6 protein-coding genes and 1 riboswitch are annotated in these 17287 nt (G+C 34.9%); all 6 genes read left to right on the forward strand.

Annotated features, from left to right (window positions below; all coding sequences use genetic code 11):
• Positions 1-469: 469 nt before the first annotated feature.
• Positions 470-658 (forward strand): hypothetical protein, encoded by a 189-nt coding sequence (locus ACFWM3_RS15160; RefSeq protein ID WP_390311922.1) that lies wholly within the window; start codon positions 470-472, stop codon positions 656-658.
• A gap of 108 nt (positions 659-766) precedes the next feature.
• On the forward strand, positions 767-955 hold the full coding sequence (locus tag ACFWM3_RS15165) for a hypothetical protein (protein WP_390311923.1): 189 nt from the start codon (positions 767-769) through the stop codon (positions 953-955).
• 109 nt (positions 956-1064) lie between these two features.
• Positions 1065-1253, forward strand: a complete 189-nt coding sequence (locus tag ACFWM3_RS15170) for a hypothetical protein (protein WP_390311924.1) — start codon at positions 1065-1067, stop codon at positions 1251-1253.
• A gap of 101 nt (positions 1254-1354) precedes the next feature.
• Positions 1355-1491, forward strand: a riboswitch (cyclic di-AMP (ydaO/yuaA leader).
• Between the two features lie 128 nt (positions 1492-1619).
• Positions 1620-3524, forward strand: a complete 1905-nt coding sequence (locus ACFWM3_RS15175; protein WP_390311925.1) for an APC family permease — start codon at positions 1620-1622, stop codon at positions 3522-3524.
• 547 nt (positions 3525-4071) lie between these two features.
• Positions 4072-8268 carry a S8 family serine peptidase gene (locus ACFWM3_RS15180; protein ID WP_390311926.1) on the forward strand — a complete coding sequence of 1399 codons (4197 nt, stop codon included), beginning with the start codon at positions 4072-4074 and terminating at the stop codon, positions 8266-8268.
• Between the two features lie 465 nt (positions 8269-8733).
• Positions 8734-17181 carry an InlB B-repeat-containing protein gene (locus ACFWM3_RS15185; protein WP_390311927.1) on the forward strand — a complete coding sequence of 2816 codons (8448 nt, stop codon included), beginning with the start codon at positions 8734-8736 and terminating at the stop codon, positions 17179-17181.
• The last annotated feature ends 106 nt before the right edge of the window (positions 17182-17287 follow it).

The following is a 17287-nucleotide window of genomic DNA, read 5'->3' on the forward strand; positions in this document are numbered from 1 at the left end:
AAGAACAGTATTTAAATGAATGGAAGATAAAAGCTAAACGCAGGTTACAGAATAGAATTAAAAGAGCAAAAGAAAAAGGCGAAGAATATTACAACTATCTTCGTCTCCAAAAGATGCAAAACGCCTGGAATGCATCCTCATGATAATCATTACAACATATGGGTAAGCCGTATGCCTTAATAGGGCATGTACGGTTTGATAAGGGGGAAGTCTCGTGAGAGATTTCCCTACTTTCTTATATTTAAACTACCATCGAAAAAAACTATAAATATGTAAACGATTACCAAAAATAAACCATCAAAAATCGTTTATTTTAAGTAATCGTTTACATTCAAATTTCCAAAAAGAACCATTTGACGACTGATTTTTATCATGATAAAGTTGGTCTTACGTTTAAAAACGAACGTCAAACCACGGCCAATTGGTCATGGTTTTTTTATATTAAAAAATAGCGAAAGGAGAAAACAAAATGAAAAAAGTAATTTTATCTTTAGTAATTGGATGTGGATTTTCTATTTTACTGACAGGGTACGAAACGAATAAGTCAGAAGTTAATAAAGAGATCTCTATGTTTAATCAAACTGAGGTACAAAACGTGTTAACAAACACTTTAACAGTTGATCAATCAAAAGAGATCGTTTGGAATCAAGTGAGATAATTAGTCGCGAAACTTCCGAAGTTGGTCTTACGTTTAAAAACGAACGTCAAACCACGACCATTGGTCATGGTTTTTTTATATTTAAAAATCACGAAAGGAGAAAACAAAATGAAAAAAGCAATTTTATCATTAGTAGTAGGATGTGGATTTTCTATTTTACTGACAGGGTACGAAACGAATAAGTCAGAAGTTAAAAAAGAAATCTCAACGTTTAATCAAACTGAGGTACAAAACGTGTTAACAAACATGATAACAGTTGACCAAACAAAAGAGATCATTTGGAATCAAGCACGCTAATTAGTCGTGAAATTTCAACTGAGCGGGTCTTACGTTTAAAAACGAACGTCAAACCACGGCCATAGGTCATGGTTTTTTTATATGAAAAAAATCGAAAGGAGAAAACAAAATGAAAAAAGCAATTTTATCTTTAGTAGTAGGATGTGGATTTTCTATTTTACTGACAGGGTACGAAACGAATATGTCAGATGCTAATAAAAAGATCTCAACGTTTAATCAAATTGAAGTGCAAAACGTATTAACGAACACTTTATCTACAAGTAAATCTGAACAAATCGTTTGGAATCAAGTACGCTAATAATACAGAGAACTCATATTTAGATAAATTTTAGTAAAAGTCTATTTACAAATTTAACCTGAAGTTATATATTTACTATTAAATTCATATATTTCTATTCAAAACCATAATTGCTTAATCTTAAAAAGAGCGGGGGAACCATTTCTTTATTGGGGTGAATCCTTTTTTTGTAAAGGTAGGGGTATTCTTTAATCCCGAATCCGACAGCTAACCTCGTAAGCATTTAAAGAAAGGGGTTTATTTAGTATTGTTTTTAAACACTAAGTAAAGCTTAGTGTTTTTTTGTGTGCAAAAAAGTAAAAATTAGAAGTTTTTACCAATGTATCATTAGTTTTATTTGCTTTTTTAAGAAAAGGGGAGAGATTTATGCATCATCCGTCCGAATATATAGAAATTGGACTGTTTATTTTAGCGATTTTTGGGATTTATTATTCGATATCAAATTTTAATAGTGTAAAACGCGTATTTATTGGCAGACCTATGAGAACAGCTGAAATTCATGCACAGCATAATAAGTTGATTTGGTTTATTGCTTTACCAATTCTAGCAGCCGATTTGTATTCATCTGTATCGTATGGACCAGAGGCGGGAATGACCGAGTTGATTGGTCTAGGGGGAAAAGCACACTGGTATATCATACCGATCACAATAGCAACTGTTTTATTATTAGGGTTACTAATTCTTTCATATATTATGGGGATTTTAGCTTATCCCAGTGGTGGCGGAGCATATGCTATTGCAAAAGACAATTTTAAACCAAGATGGGTATCACTTATTGCATCAAGTTCGCTTTTAGTTGATTATATTTTAACAGTTGCGGTTTCAGTTTCTGCTGCACTTGAAGCTGTGTCATCTGCATATCCGGCTGTAGTGCCTTATGAAACAGTTTTAGCAATTTTTTGTGTATTTTTATTATTAGTTGTAAATCTTCGTGGGGTTGCTGAATCAGCTAAAATATTTGCGTGGCCAACATTTGGCTTTATGATTTGTATGTTACTTCTGATTTTTACTGGATTCTTTGATGAGTTTCAACATGGATTTATACAGCATCATACACCGACATTTGGTACAGTACCACAAGGTTTAAGTATATTACTTGTCTTAAAAGCATTTAGTTCTGCATGTTCAGCGTTAACAGGTATTGAAACCATTTCAAATGCAGTACCAGTTTTTAGAGAACCTCGTCAAAAAAATGCAATTAAAACATATATAGCGCTAGGAATTATAACTTCAATTACACTTTTAGGCTTTGCATATCATTTATATGTGAACGGAATTTCACCTAATCCAAACGATACGATGTTATCTCAATTAATAAAGGTGTACTTCGGTCACGGGATACTTTATCAAGTTATTATTTGGTTTACATTTATCATCTTAATTTTAGCAGCAAATTCAACTTTTACAGGATTTTCTCAGTTAGCTGCGATCGTAGCGGCTGATGGTTTTTTACCTAGAGGATTTACAAACAGAGGGGATCGTTTAGGTTACTCAAATGGAATTATTGCACTTGCTGCAGCCGCAAGTATATTAATCATTGCATTCCAAGCACATACAAATGCACTGATTCCACTGTATGCTATTGGTGTGTTTTTATCTTTTACCATTGCACAATTAGGTTTAACGAGAAGATGGAAACGAGTAAAAGGGCCGAATTGGCAAGTCAAATTAGCAATCAATATTATTGGTTTAATTGTAACATCTGTTGTAACCGTAATCTTTGCAGTTACAAAATTTGTAGATGGTGCTTGGGTTGTATTAGTTGTCATTCCAACAATAATACTCTTCTCATTAGCTATTTATAAACATTATCAAAATGTATCAAGCGAATTAAGTATCGATTTAAGTTCTTTTCAACCGGAAGCAAATAAAGTTATTACAGTTGTATTAGTTTCAGGAACGCATCGAGTTGTGCATAATACATTATCATTTGCAAAAGGTATTGCAACAGAACCGATAGCTGTTTATGTTGGATTTGATGATGAATCAATTAAGAGAATGGAAGAAAAATGGGAAGAATGGGGTAATCCTTGTCGCTTAGTCGTTCTAAAAAGCCCGTATCGTTCAGTACTTGCACCAATTTCAAGATTCATTAAATTAATAGAAGGAAACGAGCCAGATAGCCACATCCAAATTGTGATTCCACAATTTATACCTAAAAAATGGTGGCATAATCTTCTTCATAATCAAACGGCACTTTTGCTTCGACTTTGGTTAATAAGTCAAAAGGATGTAGTTGTTACGACGGTTCCTTATCATTTGAGAAAATAGTGTTTTTATTAGTAGAAAACAAAACAATTTGTAAAAAAGAGTCTGCGAAAGACTCTTTTTTTTACGAATTTTTATTATTATTCTAAAAGTTCTTCACTAGATTTAAAGAGAAAAGATAGGACAAATATCATATTTTGAATAGTTTTAATATTTTGATTTTTAATGATTCTCCAATAATTTTAATGAAAATTGGTGATTTCCCCCAAATTCGATTTTAGAACAATTACAAAAATCTACAAATCTCATTAAGAAAAAGTTTGAACTGTGTAAAAAAAAGATAATTTTTCTACAAAATATGTTCATTAACGACAATTTTTTATTAAAGGATGGATTGCAATTAAGTCTATTGTAATAAGGAGCTAACTCCAAATTTCCCCAATTTACTCCAAACCTTTATTTTTCAATAATAGTATTAAAATATGTGCTTGTAATGAAACAGTACAAAATTTAATGAGAGCTATTGCAGTTTTTCACCATTAAATTAACGTATCGTTATACATTGAACACTCGCATATGTAATAAAAATACAGTGACATGGAGGATGAAAATGGGGAAAAAGTCTTACAATCGTAAAATTGTTAAAAGCTTATCTGTAGTTGCTCTATCATCTAGTTTTATTTTGGGATCTATTGGGCATTTAGATCTTACAAAAGCTGCAGGCTATTCAAAGACTGAAGATATTCTTGCAAACTTAACTCCACAACAAAGAGATGCACTTAACCAGCTTTCAGCTAATGAAGAAATAGGTCTACAAATTCCGGCTGATATTGATCAAACGTCTACTGAACAAACATCAGTCATCGTACAATTTGCAAATCAGCCTACAAAAGTTGCTCAGCTTCAAGCGAGTCTTGAAGGACAAACGTTAACGACAGATGAATCTACAAAATTAATTGATCAAGATCATCAAACGTTTAATCAAGATGTAGATCAACTATTAATTGATGACAATAATAAGAAGGTAGATTTTAAAATTACTCGTTCATATAAAAATGCTTTTAATGGTGTTTCTATGAACCTACCAGCTAATCAAATAAAAAATCTATTAAAATCTAAAGCAGTTAAAACAGTTTGGAGCAATGAAACGTTTTCAGTTGAACCACCAACTGCAGATGATAACGAACAATTAAAAGCTGATGAAGCAAAAGTTGGAAACTACACGCCTTATGATGGTTTAGATCGCTTACATGCAGAAGGATTCACAGGTAAAGGTATTAAAGTAGGTATTTTGGATACGGGTATGGATTATAATCATCCAGATTTAAAGGATGCTTATAAAGGCGGATATGATTTCGTCGACAACGATAATGATCCAATGGAAACAACCTATGCTGATTGGAAGAAATCAGGACAACCAGAAACTAATCCTAGTAGTGGAACTACTTATTATACAGAACATGGTACACATGTTGCTGGTATTATCGGTGGTCGTGGTAAAGCGGATAGTGAATACAAAATGCTTGGTGCAGCACCAGAAGCAGATCTTTACTCTTACCGTGTTTTAGGTCCATATGGAAGCGGAACAACTGATGCGATCATGGCTGGGATAGATCGAGCAGTGAAGGATGGTATGGATGTTCTTAATCTGTCATTAGGTAACTCGTTAAATGATCCACTTTATGCGACATCAATTGCTATAAACAATGCTGTTTTAAGTGGTGTGACTACAGTTGTTGCTGCGGGTAATTCTGGAGACCAAATGTATACATTAGGATCACCAGGTGCTGCTGCATTAGCGTTGACAGTTGGTGCATCATCCATTTCACTTAATGCTTATCAATATGCAGGTGTGCAAAATGGTACTAATTACACGTTAAGACAGTTAGTAAGAAATTACTCGGATGATTTAACTCAATTAAAAGGAAAAACATTCAAATTAGTAGATGTCGGTCTAGCTAGAACAGCAGCTGATTTTAACGGCAAAGACCTAAATGGAAATATTGCATTCATTAAGCGTGGAACGAATGCATTAATTGATAAAATTAAAAATGCCAAAACGAGGGGCGCAGTCGGAGTCATTATGTATAACGATGAGCTAAACCAAGCTGAAGGGCCAATTAATGCATTTTTAGGTGAATCAGTCGATGCAATTCCATCATTTACAATATCAAATAGTGATGGAAAACAAATTTTAGCAGCGCTTCAAGCAGGTAATTCAAACTTCTCGTTTGGGGACTATTCAATAATCCATTCAACTAGCGATGAATTAGCTACGTTCAGTTCAAGAGGTCCTTCTCGTGTTAACTATGATATTAAACCAGAAGTTACAGCACCTGGTGTTTCGATCATGTCAACGGTACCGTTTTATGTAAACAATAAAACAGTAGATGGTTCAAAACCAGAAGATTATAAATATGCATATGAACGCTTATCTGGAACTTCAATGGCAACACCTTATGTTGCTGGGGTATCTGCATTGTTATTACAGTCGAACAAAGATTTGCAACCAGCTGATGTAAAATCAATCTTAATGAACACAGCTGATCCATTATCAAAAAATTACAGTGTGTTTGAAATTGGAAGCGGACGAGTTGATGCTTATGAAGCTATACACTCAAATGTGGAACTACAAGTTAATGATCAAACTCCGACAATAAGTGATAAAGGTAAATTAAAAAAGATAAAAGAATTAACAGGTGGCATTAGCTTCGGTTCATTCGGATTTAATGACCAAGATATTACTGATGACCGTACTGTTACATTGAAAAATAGAAGTGAAAAAGCGAAAACATTTAATGTAAATGTTAAATTCCAAACAGGTTTAAGAGGATCTAAAGATGCGGCATTAAATGGTGTAACATTAACTGGACCGACTTCAGTTAAATTAAATGGAATTAGCTCAAAAAATATTAAGTTTAATTTAAATATCCCTAAAACAGCAGAAAAAGGCACATATGAAGGATATATCGTTTTTACAAATGCAGCTAACCCAACAGAAACTTATCAAATTCCATTTGGTGGACGAGTAGTTGATGAAGGTATTGATACTTTTAAACTAAACACTAATATGTTTTCAGGTGATGCAGCTGTACCAGGTAGAGGATTTAACCAAATTCTATTTGCGATTTCGTTAAAATCACATATGAGAACCCTCGATTTTGTGGTCCAAGATGGAACTACTGGTGAAGATCTAGGTTTACTTGCATCATATGATACACGTGGACTTCCGGAAAACGTTCTTAGCGGAGTGCCAAATGGATTTTCAGGGGCATATTTCCCGTTCACTGGTGATCCAAAAAATCCAATAAGTGATTCAATTGTATTAGCAAAAACAGGACATTATAAATTAAGAGCGATTGGTACAAATGATCAAGGTAAAACATTCTCTAAATCAGCTGATTTCATATATGAAAAAGGCAAACCAACGATGACTTCAAGCTTTGATTCGTTAGATCAAAAGGTTATTGAATATAAAGAGAGTCAATTTGATTCAAATGGAAAATTTTTGTATGACTTTAATATCAATGTTCATGATCCAGAAGTAGAAGCTGCTAATAAAGCAGGAATTCCAATTGATCAGTCTAGCAATCAAGTTACTGTATATGGCAATAATGGTTACCCATTACCTGCATTTAGCACTGATAAAAATGGAGACTTCAAAGAACAATTAGAAGTTCCAAAAAATATAGTACCATATAAATGGTCATTTTATGGGGCTGATGCTGCAAGAAACTTTACATCAAATGCTACGGGATTTTTAAAGGTAGTGTTTGTTCCAGAAACGTATCCGTATTTTTACTTAAAAGCAAATAAACAAGAAGCTTCATCTGGAGATACAATTAATTATTCTCTGCGTTCTAATAATATCAAAAATCTAAAAACTGCGAAAATTACAATTCCAATTGCAGTATCGGAATACAAAGATTATGCAAAAATTGAAAATGTTGTAATAAGTGATGCTGTAAAGCAATACGGTGATGCACAAGTATCTGTATCATCAATAACTAAACCTAATTACTCAACAACATATACAATAACATTTAACTATTTAGGTAATAAATCTTTACCTGAAGATATACAATTAGTTAATTTTGACTTAGTAACAGCTAAACGTTACACTAACAGGGAGTTCCCTGCAGTTTTGGATCAAATTACTGGAGAGACAACCGATCAATCAAATGTAGTAACAAATAAGGTTTACAGTTATATGGAATCGTTTGATATAAAACAAACAATGTCTAGATATACTGGCACAATGAAATTAGAAGGAGCGTATGATCCAGCTACTGGTCAGATGAATTATAAGTTAGATCAACAAAATATAGGTGCTAAAGTGACAATTACCTCATATGATGGGAAAAATGTTCAAGATGCAATCTGGACAAGCAAAAATGGAACTTATGTCGTATCAGATAACCTGGATCCTGATACAAAACCATATACAGTTAAGATAGATGCACCTGGTCACTTTACGTTGTCTAGACAATTAGTGTTATCAGATAATGTTCGCGGAGAAGCGCTTGGAAAATGGTTAGGCTTTAGCTTAGGTCAGGCAAAAGCTGGGGATACAAATAAAGATAACGTTATTGATATTTTAGATGCATTAAATTTACAAACTTATTGGGGTACGAGCCATTCAGGTTCTGATTTGAACTTCGATGGTGTAGTAGACAAAAAGGATATGGATTACGTTGTTAAAAACTTTGGTTTACAAAATAGTTCGGTACCAAATCCACCTAAAGCTAAGACTTCTTATAAAGGTGTAACACTTGACGACGTGTTAACTCAATTAGGTTTAAAATAAGTGAACAATTTTGAAAATGTTATAAAATGACTAGAAAATTATAGAATTATTAAATACTATCATTCTTTTTTAACTTAAAGATTGATAGTATTTTTTTTGTATAAATTGGAATTTTGTAATTTTTAAAATTTTTCAATTAAAATCCTAGAATTCTTCAAAATTCCCCCAAATTTAAACAAATTTAAAATTTTTATGATTTAACTTTGTTTATATTTAAAAATTAAGGTTTTTTTAGTCCTATCTGCCTGAAAACCTCCTTTTTCCTCTAAATAATCTTATTTTTTTACATTTTCTCATTCAAAATTAAATCAAAAAACGCTAAATTCCCCCAATACAAGACAAGTGAATCTTGGAGTAATATTTAATTATTCAATTGTTAAGAATAGTTTTTTTATTCATGAATTTTCTGTAAAAATATCTAGCAATTGATTTTAAATTGAGTTCGTATCTATTGGGGGGGAAAACATGAAAAAGAGAAAATTATCAAGAAAGAGTATGAAGCCAACTAAAAAGATGATCTCAGTCTTTGCGTTGAGTTCGATGTTTTTAAACGTTGCGATTCCTCAAAGTTTTGCAAGTACAAATGCTGAGACTAAACTGAATCAACAAGATTCATCTAGTAATACTTTTGATGCGAAAGAAGTAAACCGTATTCTTGACGGTCTTACTGCTGAACAAAAAGCAAACATTAATAAGCTAACTGGGGCAGATAATGCTCAGAAAATTCATGTAGACAAAAAGGATTTAACTAGTTCAAAAAAGATTAATGTAATCGTTCAATTTAAAGAAGATCCAGCTAAGATACAAATCATAAAGCAATCTCTAGCTAAAGGGGGAGCGACTGCAAATAGTCAAACATTTGCAAGTGAATATGCTGATGCACAAAAAAAGGTAACAGATTCTCATGCTAAATTTAAAAGCTTTGTAAATGGACAGCCTAAGACGCAAATAGTTGGCGGGAAGTCTGTCAATACTTCTATGGGTATTACTCGTGAATACACAGATGCATTTAATGGAGTATCTTTAACTCTACCTGCAAATCAAGTAGAAAAGCTTGCGGAAAATCCAGATGTTGCTTCTATTTGGTCGGAAATAGAATTTTCTGTTCCAGAAGATAATGCTTCCCAAGCTGTAGCGACAAGTAGATCTGCCGGTAAGCCAACAGGTGGGCTTTCTTTTTTAGGTATTGATAAACTTCAAGCTGAAGGTAATACTGGTATCATTAAATCAGGTCCACGTGCAGGACAAAAGGTTAAGGTTGGTATATTAGATACTGGTATTGATTATAATCACCCAGATTTGAAGGCTGTTTATAAAGGTGGACATGACTTAGTTAATAATGAAGGATTAGATGCAAACGGAAACGTTAAATACGTAGATGACCATGATCCAATGGAAACAACTTATGAGGATTGGTTAGCGGATAGAGCGGATCCCGATGTAATCTCTGGGACACCTCCTGCAGATTATAAGCCATATATTACGTCTCATGGAACTCACGTTGCTGGGACGATTGCAGCGAATACAACGAATAATAATGATGTTTATTCGGCTAATGGTGTAGCTCCAGATGTAGACATCTATAGCTATCGTGTATTAGGACCAGGTGGACATGGTACAACAGAATCTGTATTAAATGGTATTGACCTAGCAGTAAAAGATCACATGGACGTGATCAATCTTTCTCTTGGTGCAAGTATTAATGACCCATATTATCCAACTAGTATCGCCATTAATAATGCTACTTTAGCAGGTGTTGTGTGTGATGTTGCAGCAGGTAATTCGGGTCCTGGACAAGCTACAGTTGGTTCACCAGGGGTTTCAGCATTAGCAATAACTGTAGGCGCAAGTACAATCCCTGAACAAATTGCAACAATGACAATTAAGAATGGTTCAGTTTCTTATAAAACACGTTTATTCGGTAAAGACTTTTCACAATCAGACGATGCTTATAAAGGGCAAACACTACCAATCGTCGATGTTGGTTTAGGAAGTGTAGCAGATTATAGTGGAATTGATGTGAAAGGTAAACTTGTTCTAGTTAAGCGTGGAGTGGACTACTTACAGACAAAAATGGCAAATGCTAAAAATGCTGGAGCAGCGGGTATGATTATCTGGGATAATACGGATGATCCAGATAGCCAAGGTTATATACCTAACTTCTTAGGTGTCAGCATGGATAATGTTTATTCGGTTTCATTGACACAAACACAAGGACAAGCTCTGTCAGATGCGATTAAAAAAGATCCGAAATCAGCTAACATTACGTTCCCTTCTACACTCGATACACCGATTAGTAAGAGTGGGGATGAATTGGCAAGTTTTAGCTCTACAGGCCCTGTTAAAGATTGGACAATTAAGCCAGATGTTGTAGCTCCTGGTGTTGATATTTCTTCAACAGCTCCATACGATATTTGGGAGCCACAAAACGATAAAACTCATGATTATAAACTTGCGTATCAGATTATGTCTGGTACTTCAATGGCAACACCACATATGGCTGGGATCTCGGCATTAGTTTTAGCGGCGCATCCAGATTATACACCTGCGGATGTTAAGACGGCATTAATGAATACAGCAAAGAGTATTGACACAGATTCAAAGACTTATAGCGTATATCAAGTAGGTGCTGGACGTGTTGATCCGGCTCGTGCAATCGCTGCAGATGTTAAAGTCCAAGTTTTAGATAAAACAGTTACTTTTGACGATCCTTCAAATGCATCAACGGCACATGAAGTTGATAACCTGACAGGAAGCATGTTCTTTGGGTTTAAAGGTAGAGGAGAAGGTGCAACGAACGGTTCTGATGATGTGGTTTCTTCAAAAGATTTTAACGTTTCCAATCTAGGAACTGGTAGTAAAACATTTAATGTAAGTACTGCATTTATTACATCAAAATTTGCTGGATCGAATAAAGTAGGTCCTGGCACAGGAAATGATGTGAAAATCGATTTTTCTGTTGATGGGAAAAATGTGAATTCTATTAATGTGGGCGGAAGAAGTACTGTTAAAGCAACGGCAAAAATTACAGTTCCGTCAAATTCATTAGATGGTACTTACGAAGGTTATATTAACCTTGTAAACTCAAAGGACCCATCAGAAACTTATCGTATTCCGTTTACGATTACAGTTGCGGAAAAAGGAATTAATAAATTCCAAGTAGCGATAAAAGCGGCGGCAGAAGGAAGTATTTCAGCTTATAATTTATCGGTAAATAACGAAATGAAAGACTTATATATTGCCATAAAAGACAAGGATGGAAAATATATAGGTATAGCTAACACGTTATCAAGCGGTAGTAATTTGATCCCAGGTGTTCAGTATGGACCACTTTTAACTCTTTTTAATGGATGGTATCTTCCATTTACAAAGGCATACGATGGAACGTATGATGCGTCTGGTATCTCAAACTCAGTGCAAGTTTTAAAAGAAGGTGCTTACTCACTGGAGTTAATTGCAACTGGTAAAGATGGAAAACGTTACACAGCGGAAGATACGGTCTATATTGACGGTACACCACCAACTATGACAATGGATAAAGATTCCAAGGGTGGAATTTATGAAATTGATCCGACAGGGTACCTACCTGGACAAGAAATCAAGGGATTCAGTGGTACGGTTTATGACTCAAATATAGACGTAATGAAAAATAATGGAGAAACGTCAGTGCCAAGCCCTAAGGATGGCGTAACACCAGTTCCTGTAAATCAAGCTTTGAACAGTGTTATAGGTTATCAAGATAGTATTTTCCCAACTGTTTACTTTAATACAAATGAGAAAGGTCGCTTCCATTTTGGAGTGACTACTGAGGATGTAGCAAATAAATTGGGTAGTGAATTTTATATTGAGCCTCAGGATTATTCAGGTGAAAGTGATGGAGATGTAAACGGACAGACTTATTATTTCATTAAAAAGGGAAATCCGTATGTCACATTAACTTCATCTAATGGAGTAGATGCAGGACCAGGTAATGAAGATAAAGTAGTTGTTGATAATAATAAACCATTCAAAATGACAATGACAACTAAGTATGGAGTAGGAATGACCGGCGGTAAATTCTTGCTAAATACTAATAGTGTCTATGAATTCAGTAATATCCGTTTAACAGATGAGTATAAAAATTACTTAGTCAGTAAAGGGATTGATCCGACTAAAGTTCTTACGGTAGGTCAACCATATAAACATCCAGTTTATGGAGTTGGCTTAACAACTGATGTAACGATTTCAAATATAGCTGCAGCGGGTGCACTTGATCATGATATGCCGATTATAGAAGCAGACGTGACCTATAACAGCCCTGATCCAATAACTGGGCAATTCCAGTATCAATTACTACAAGCGAATTTAACTTTGTCAGGTGAAGATACAAGAGTAGCGTGGTTCCCAACAAATGTACCTTATGTAAGACAGAATATCTCTGTACTTAGAGGGCAAATAGCAGCGGAATCTTTCGCAAGAAATAATATAAACAACAATTATCCACAATTCACGGTTGATTCCGGTGCGAAGGTAACTGCGACGGATGATAAAGGGAATAAATTTACAACAGACCAACCAACATCATTTAATAATACAATGGCATATACGTTTATCAACCCATATTATGCTCTGACAATGGGTGTTAGTGACAAGCCATATTCGGTTGAAGCAAGTGTACCAGGACACTTTAAAGGATATGAAAAAACACCTGTAATTGGTGAAAACAAATTCGGTTATCAATCAGGTACTGTAAAGGATATTCGAGGTTTATTCCCGATCCTTTTAGGTGGAGATGTTAACGGTGACAACGTAATCGACATGAAAGATTTGATGAAGGAAATAGATGTTTATTATCAATATAAAAACCTAAATAATTTTAATAATCCATTAAATAATGTAGCAAACAAAACAGCATTCTTAAACACGAACCGTGATGAAGATATTTATTGGATTAAGCCTACAGGTTTTGGATATGGAATTGATTATAATGACTTCTATTTCATCTTCAAAAACTTTGGTCAACAAAATCAAAGTGCAATTGATGCTGGATTAACTGTTCCAACTGCACAATTAACAGTAGATAAAGATACAACTTTTACAACAGACTATGCAGGCTCTATCACGTTAAATGCAGGTGATACGGTACAGCAAATCATGCAAAAGCTTAATTTTACAGCTCCAGCACAAACAATTTCATCAACACCAAAGTTACAAGACTTGCAAAATGGGGCATCAATCTCTCTTTCTCCTACAAGCGCGGTGTTTGTTGATGATGTAGTATGGAGAAAATCAATTACAAAAATTATGCTAGGTTCAACGGATGTAACGAATTTAGTAACTATTAACCCAGCATATATTTATTATGACGCAAATGGTGCAGCGCAAACAATGCCTTCAAAAATTACGTTCCCGGGCTCTTTATTCCCGACGGCAACGAATTACACAATTACAGTGAAGGCGACAGGATATCAAGATGTTACTAAAAGTTTAACAGTATCAGCAGTACCAATACCGACGCCATCAATTCCAAATATCACAGACCCAACTGTAGCGCATATCGGGAAGGACTTAACATTAAACTTCTCAGAAGATGCGAAATGGCGTAATGGAATCAATAAGGTAATTGTGACAACTGGCAATGGTAAGAGCATGGATATTAGTAATTTAATCAATCCAGATACAAATCAAAAATATTATGATATTAGTAAACCAGGTCAAATTACGTTCAATGCGAAAACATTTATGACAGATTCGACTCTTGATCCGAACAAACCTGATACCTATGGTGCAGCTACTGTCAACCCTGGTGGGAAAAGCTATCTGCCACAACTATACAGATTTACAATCGGCTCAGTAGGTGCAGATGGAACTGTTTATCCAGATGTCATTGGAGGTTATGACCCTGTTTACACAGCTCAACAGCCAGTTGGATATACGATTAATTTTAACAGCCAAGGTGGATCAGCGATAAAGCCGATGGCAGTGGGATACAGAGCGAATGCAAGTAGATCAAATGGTCCAGATAGTAGTTTAATTTCACCAAAAGATCCTGCACCAACGAAATCTGGTTATAAATTCCTAGGTTGGTATAATGAGCCAGAAGGTATAACGTCGTGGGATTCATCAGCTGCTTTAACCCAGGACAAAACAGTTTATGCAAAATGGCAAATGAATACAACTCAAAATTATTCACCAGTTGATAAAGCGAACCCGGATGGAGTAAAATTTGACGGAAGTAACGGCGCTGTAAGTGGAAAAGGATGGGTGCTTGGTGAAGGTGATTTAAAAATCAACATCCCAGATTATTTAACGAATGTTTCTTGGTTAACAAGTAAAGACAAAATTGCAAAAATTGATGCGAAATTCTATCAGGTGAAAAGCGATGGTTCATCAGTAGCGGCAGATCCGTATACATTAGACCCAAGCACTTATAGCTTGTCGTCTAACGGAAGTAACGGAGTTCTATCCTTCAAAACAGCTACACATGATCAAGCTGTAAAAGCAGGTCAAACCAAGTTAGGAGAAAAGTTCGCATTTAGTGAAATGTCACCGACAGGATATGATTTAACGATCACATCGACAACAGGCGAAATTGTCACAATTCCAGGTATTCAACTTGGGTATAGACGTCATATTGATTTAAACGGCGGTACGTTAAAGAATGCAAATGATACATTCTTCTCTGATGCATTAGTCACTACAAAAATAAATGCGCCTAATTTGAGTACAGGTGCAACACGTGTAACAAATGGAACTTTAACAATTAGTCAAGACCTATATTTGGATGCAGCTGGATCTAGTGATAAGAAGTCAGATATTTCAACAACAGTCTCTAAAGTACTAACAGATAATACTACTTTCTATCTATGCTGGATGAAAGTACCACCAACGGTAAATAAAGATGTTGCTGGAAACATTGTAGGTAGCGATATTACATTACCATTTACTGATGACGGTACATGGAAAAACAATATTAAGGCTGTACAAATCGGCGCTAAAACATTAGTTCTAAATAAGGATTACACAATCTCAAATAATAATATTACACTTAAAGCAAATCTGTTCACAGTTGGACAAAAGTTCAATGTAACGATTGTTTCAGAAGGTTATAAAGATGTTATCGTAACAGATCAAGTTGTCGGTTATACGGTAACTTTTGCATCAAATGGTGGAGATCCAGTTCCAGCTCAAATCGTAGACAGAAATGCGACAAAACCAGTTGATCCAACAAAAGTTGGCTACAAGTTCTATGGTTGGTATACAGATCAAAATTTAACAATGCCATATGATTTTGATACGATTGTAACAAAACCAATCACACTTTATGCGAAATATGCGTTAGCTGGTTCTGTTGTAACAGCAGATACAACGGATAATGTATTAGGGAACGATATCGTATTAGAGTTCAGTGATAATGAATGGGCAACTGCGATTACAAGCATTAAACTTAACAGTAGTGCGGTAGATGGATCAAAATACAGTGTGGACAAAGTTAATCGAACGATTACCCTAGATAAGAGCTTGTTCACAAGAACGAGAGATTATACGATTATGATTAATGCTACTGACTATGCTGATGTGACAGTAGTTCAAAAAGTAGGAAATGGATATAATGTGCATTTCGTCCTTCCAGGTGATGCACCAAATGAAGTAAAAGATGGAACAAAAGATCAAATTGTAGCACGCAGAATTACAGCACCAACTGTTCATGGTTATGAGTTGACTTGGTACGCTGATGCAGATCGTACAATCCCTTGGGATTTCACAAATTCGATTTACTCTGCAAAAACAATTTACGGAACATGGAAACCGGTAAAATACACTGTCATCTATGACACGCAAGATGCTGGACTAGTAGTTTCAGTAAAAGCTGAGTACAATTCATTACTTGATGAAACAAAACAACCAACAAGAACAGGCTACACATTCGTTGGCTGGTATAAAGATGCAGAAGGTAAAACACCTTGGAACTTTGCAACAGACAAAGTATCTGGTGACACGGTTCTATATGCTAAGTGGAATGTTAACTCTTATACGGTTCACTTTAATAGTAATGGTGGAAGCCAAGTAGCTGACAAAACAGCAAATTATAACACTGGCATCACTGCACCGACACCAACTAGAACGGGTTACACATTCGTTGGATGGTACGAGGATGCTGCAGGTAATGTAGCTTGGAACTTTGCAAAAGATAAAGTGACAAACGACACTACGTTATATGCGAAGTGGAAAATCAATTCGTATAAAGTGAGCTATGTGAGCAATGGTGGTTCTACAGTTCCTGCTCAAACTGCGAATTACAATAGCGTCATTAATTTACCAAAACCAACAAAAACAGGATATACATTTGCTGGATGGTATAAAGATGCTTCATTAAAAACGCAAGTAGGAAATTCTGTAACATTAACTAACAACATCACACTTTATGCAAAATGGAACATTAACACGTATACAGTTAAATTTAACAGTAACGGAGGAAGTTCGGTTACTTCTAAAACAGCAATTTACAATGCAACAATTAGCCAACCGAAATCACCGACAAGAAAAGGCTATGCATTCATTGGATGGTACAAAGATGCTGCAGGTAAAGTAGCTTGGAACTTCGCAAAAGATCGTGTGACAGCAAACACAACAATTTACGCGAAATGGGTAGCAATTCCTGCAAAACCATCAAATGCGAAATTAACAAAAGCTGGAAAAGATTCTGTTAAATTAACTTGGTCAAAAGTATCAGGTGCAACAGGATATGAAATTGTTAAATCAACATCAAAAACAGGATCATATTCTCACCTAACTAGCGTGACAACAACTAATTACACGAACAAAGGATTAAGTAAAGGTAAAACTTACTATTACAAAATCCGTTCTTACAAAATGGTTGGAACACAAAAAATTTATGGTGAGTGGACAAACGTAATGTCTATTAAACTATAAAAAGTGAAATAACAGGCAGTACAATTTACTCTCATCCAAAAAGGGTGCTTATGATTAAACACCCTTTTTGGAAAAATAAAATGATAAGATCATCTTTTTTCAAATC

This window comes from Gottfriedia sp. NPDC058432 (genome assembly GCF_042721555.1).
Taxonomy (GTDB): Bacteria; Bacillota; Bacilli; order Bacillales; family Bacillaceae_G; genus Gottfriedia.

What these genes read in the sequence shown, in the direction of transcription:
- ACFWM3_RS15160 (WP_390311922.1), top strand. Translation starts at nt 470, where the DNA reads ATGAAAAAAGTAATTTTATCTTTAGTAATTGGATGTGGATTTTCTATT.
- ACFWM3_RS15165 (WP_390311923.1), top strand. Translation starts at nt 767, where the DNA reads ATGAAAAAAGCAATTTTATCATTAGTAGTAGGATGTGGATTTTCTATT.
- ACFWM3_RS15170 (WP_390311924.1), top strand. Translation starts at nt 1,065, where the DNA reads ATGAAAAAAGCAATTTTATCTTTAGTAGTAGGATGTGGATTTTCTATT.
- ACFWM3_RS15175 (WP_390311925.1), top strand. Translation starts at nt 1,620, where the DNA reads ATGCATCATCCGTCCGAATATATAGAAATTGGACTGTTTATTTTAGCG.
- ACFWM3_RS15180 (WP_390311926.1), top strand. Translation starts at nt 4,072, where the DNA reads ATGGGGAAAAAGTCTTACAATCGTAAAATTGTTAAAAGCTTATCTGTA.
- ACFWM3_RS15185 (WP_390311927.1), top strand. Translation starts at nt 8,734, where the DNA reads ATGAAAAAGAGAAAATTATCAAGAAAGAGTATGAAGCCAACTAAAAAG.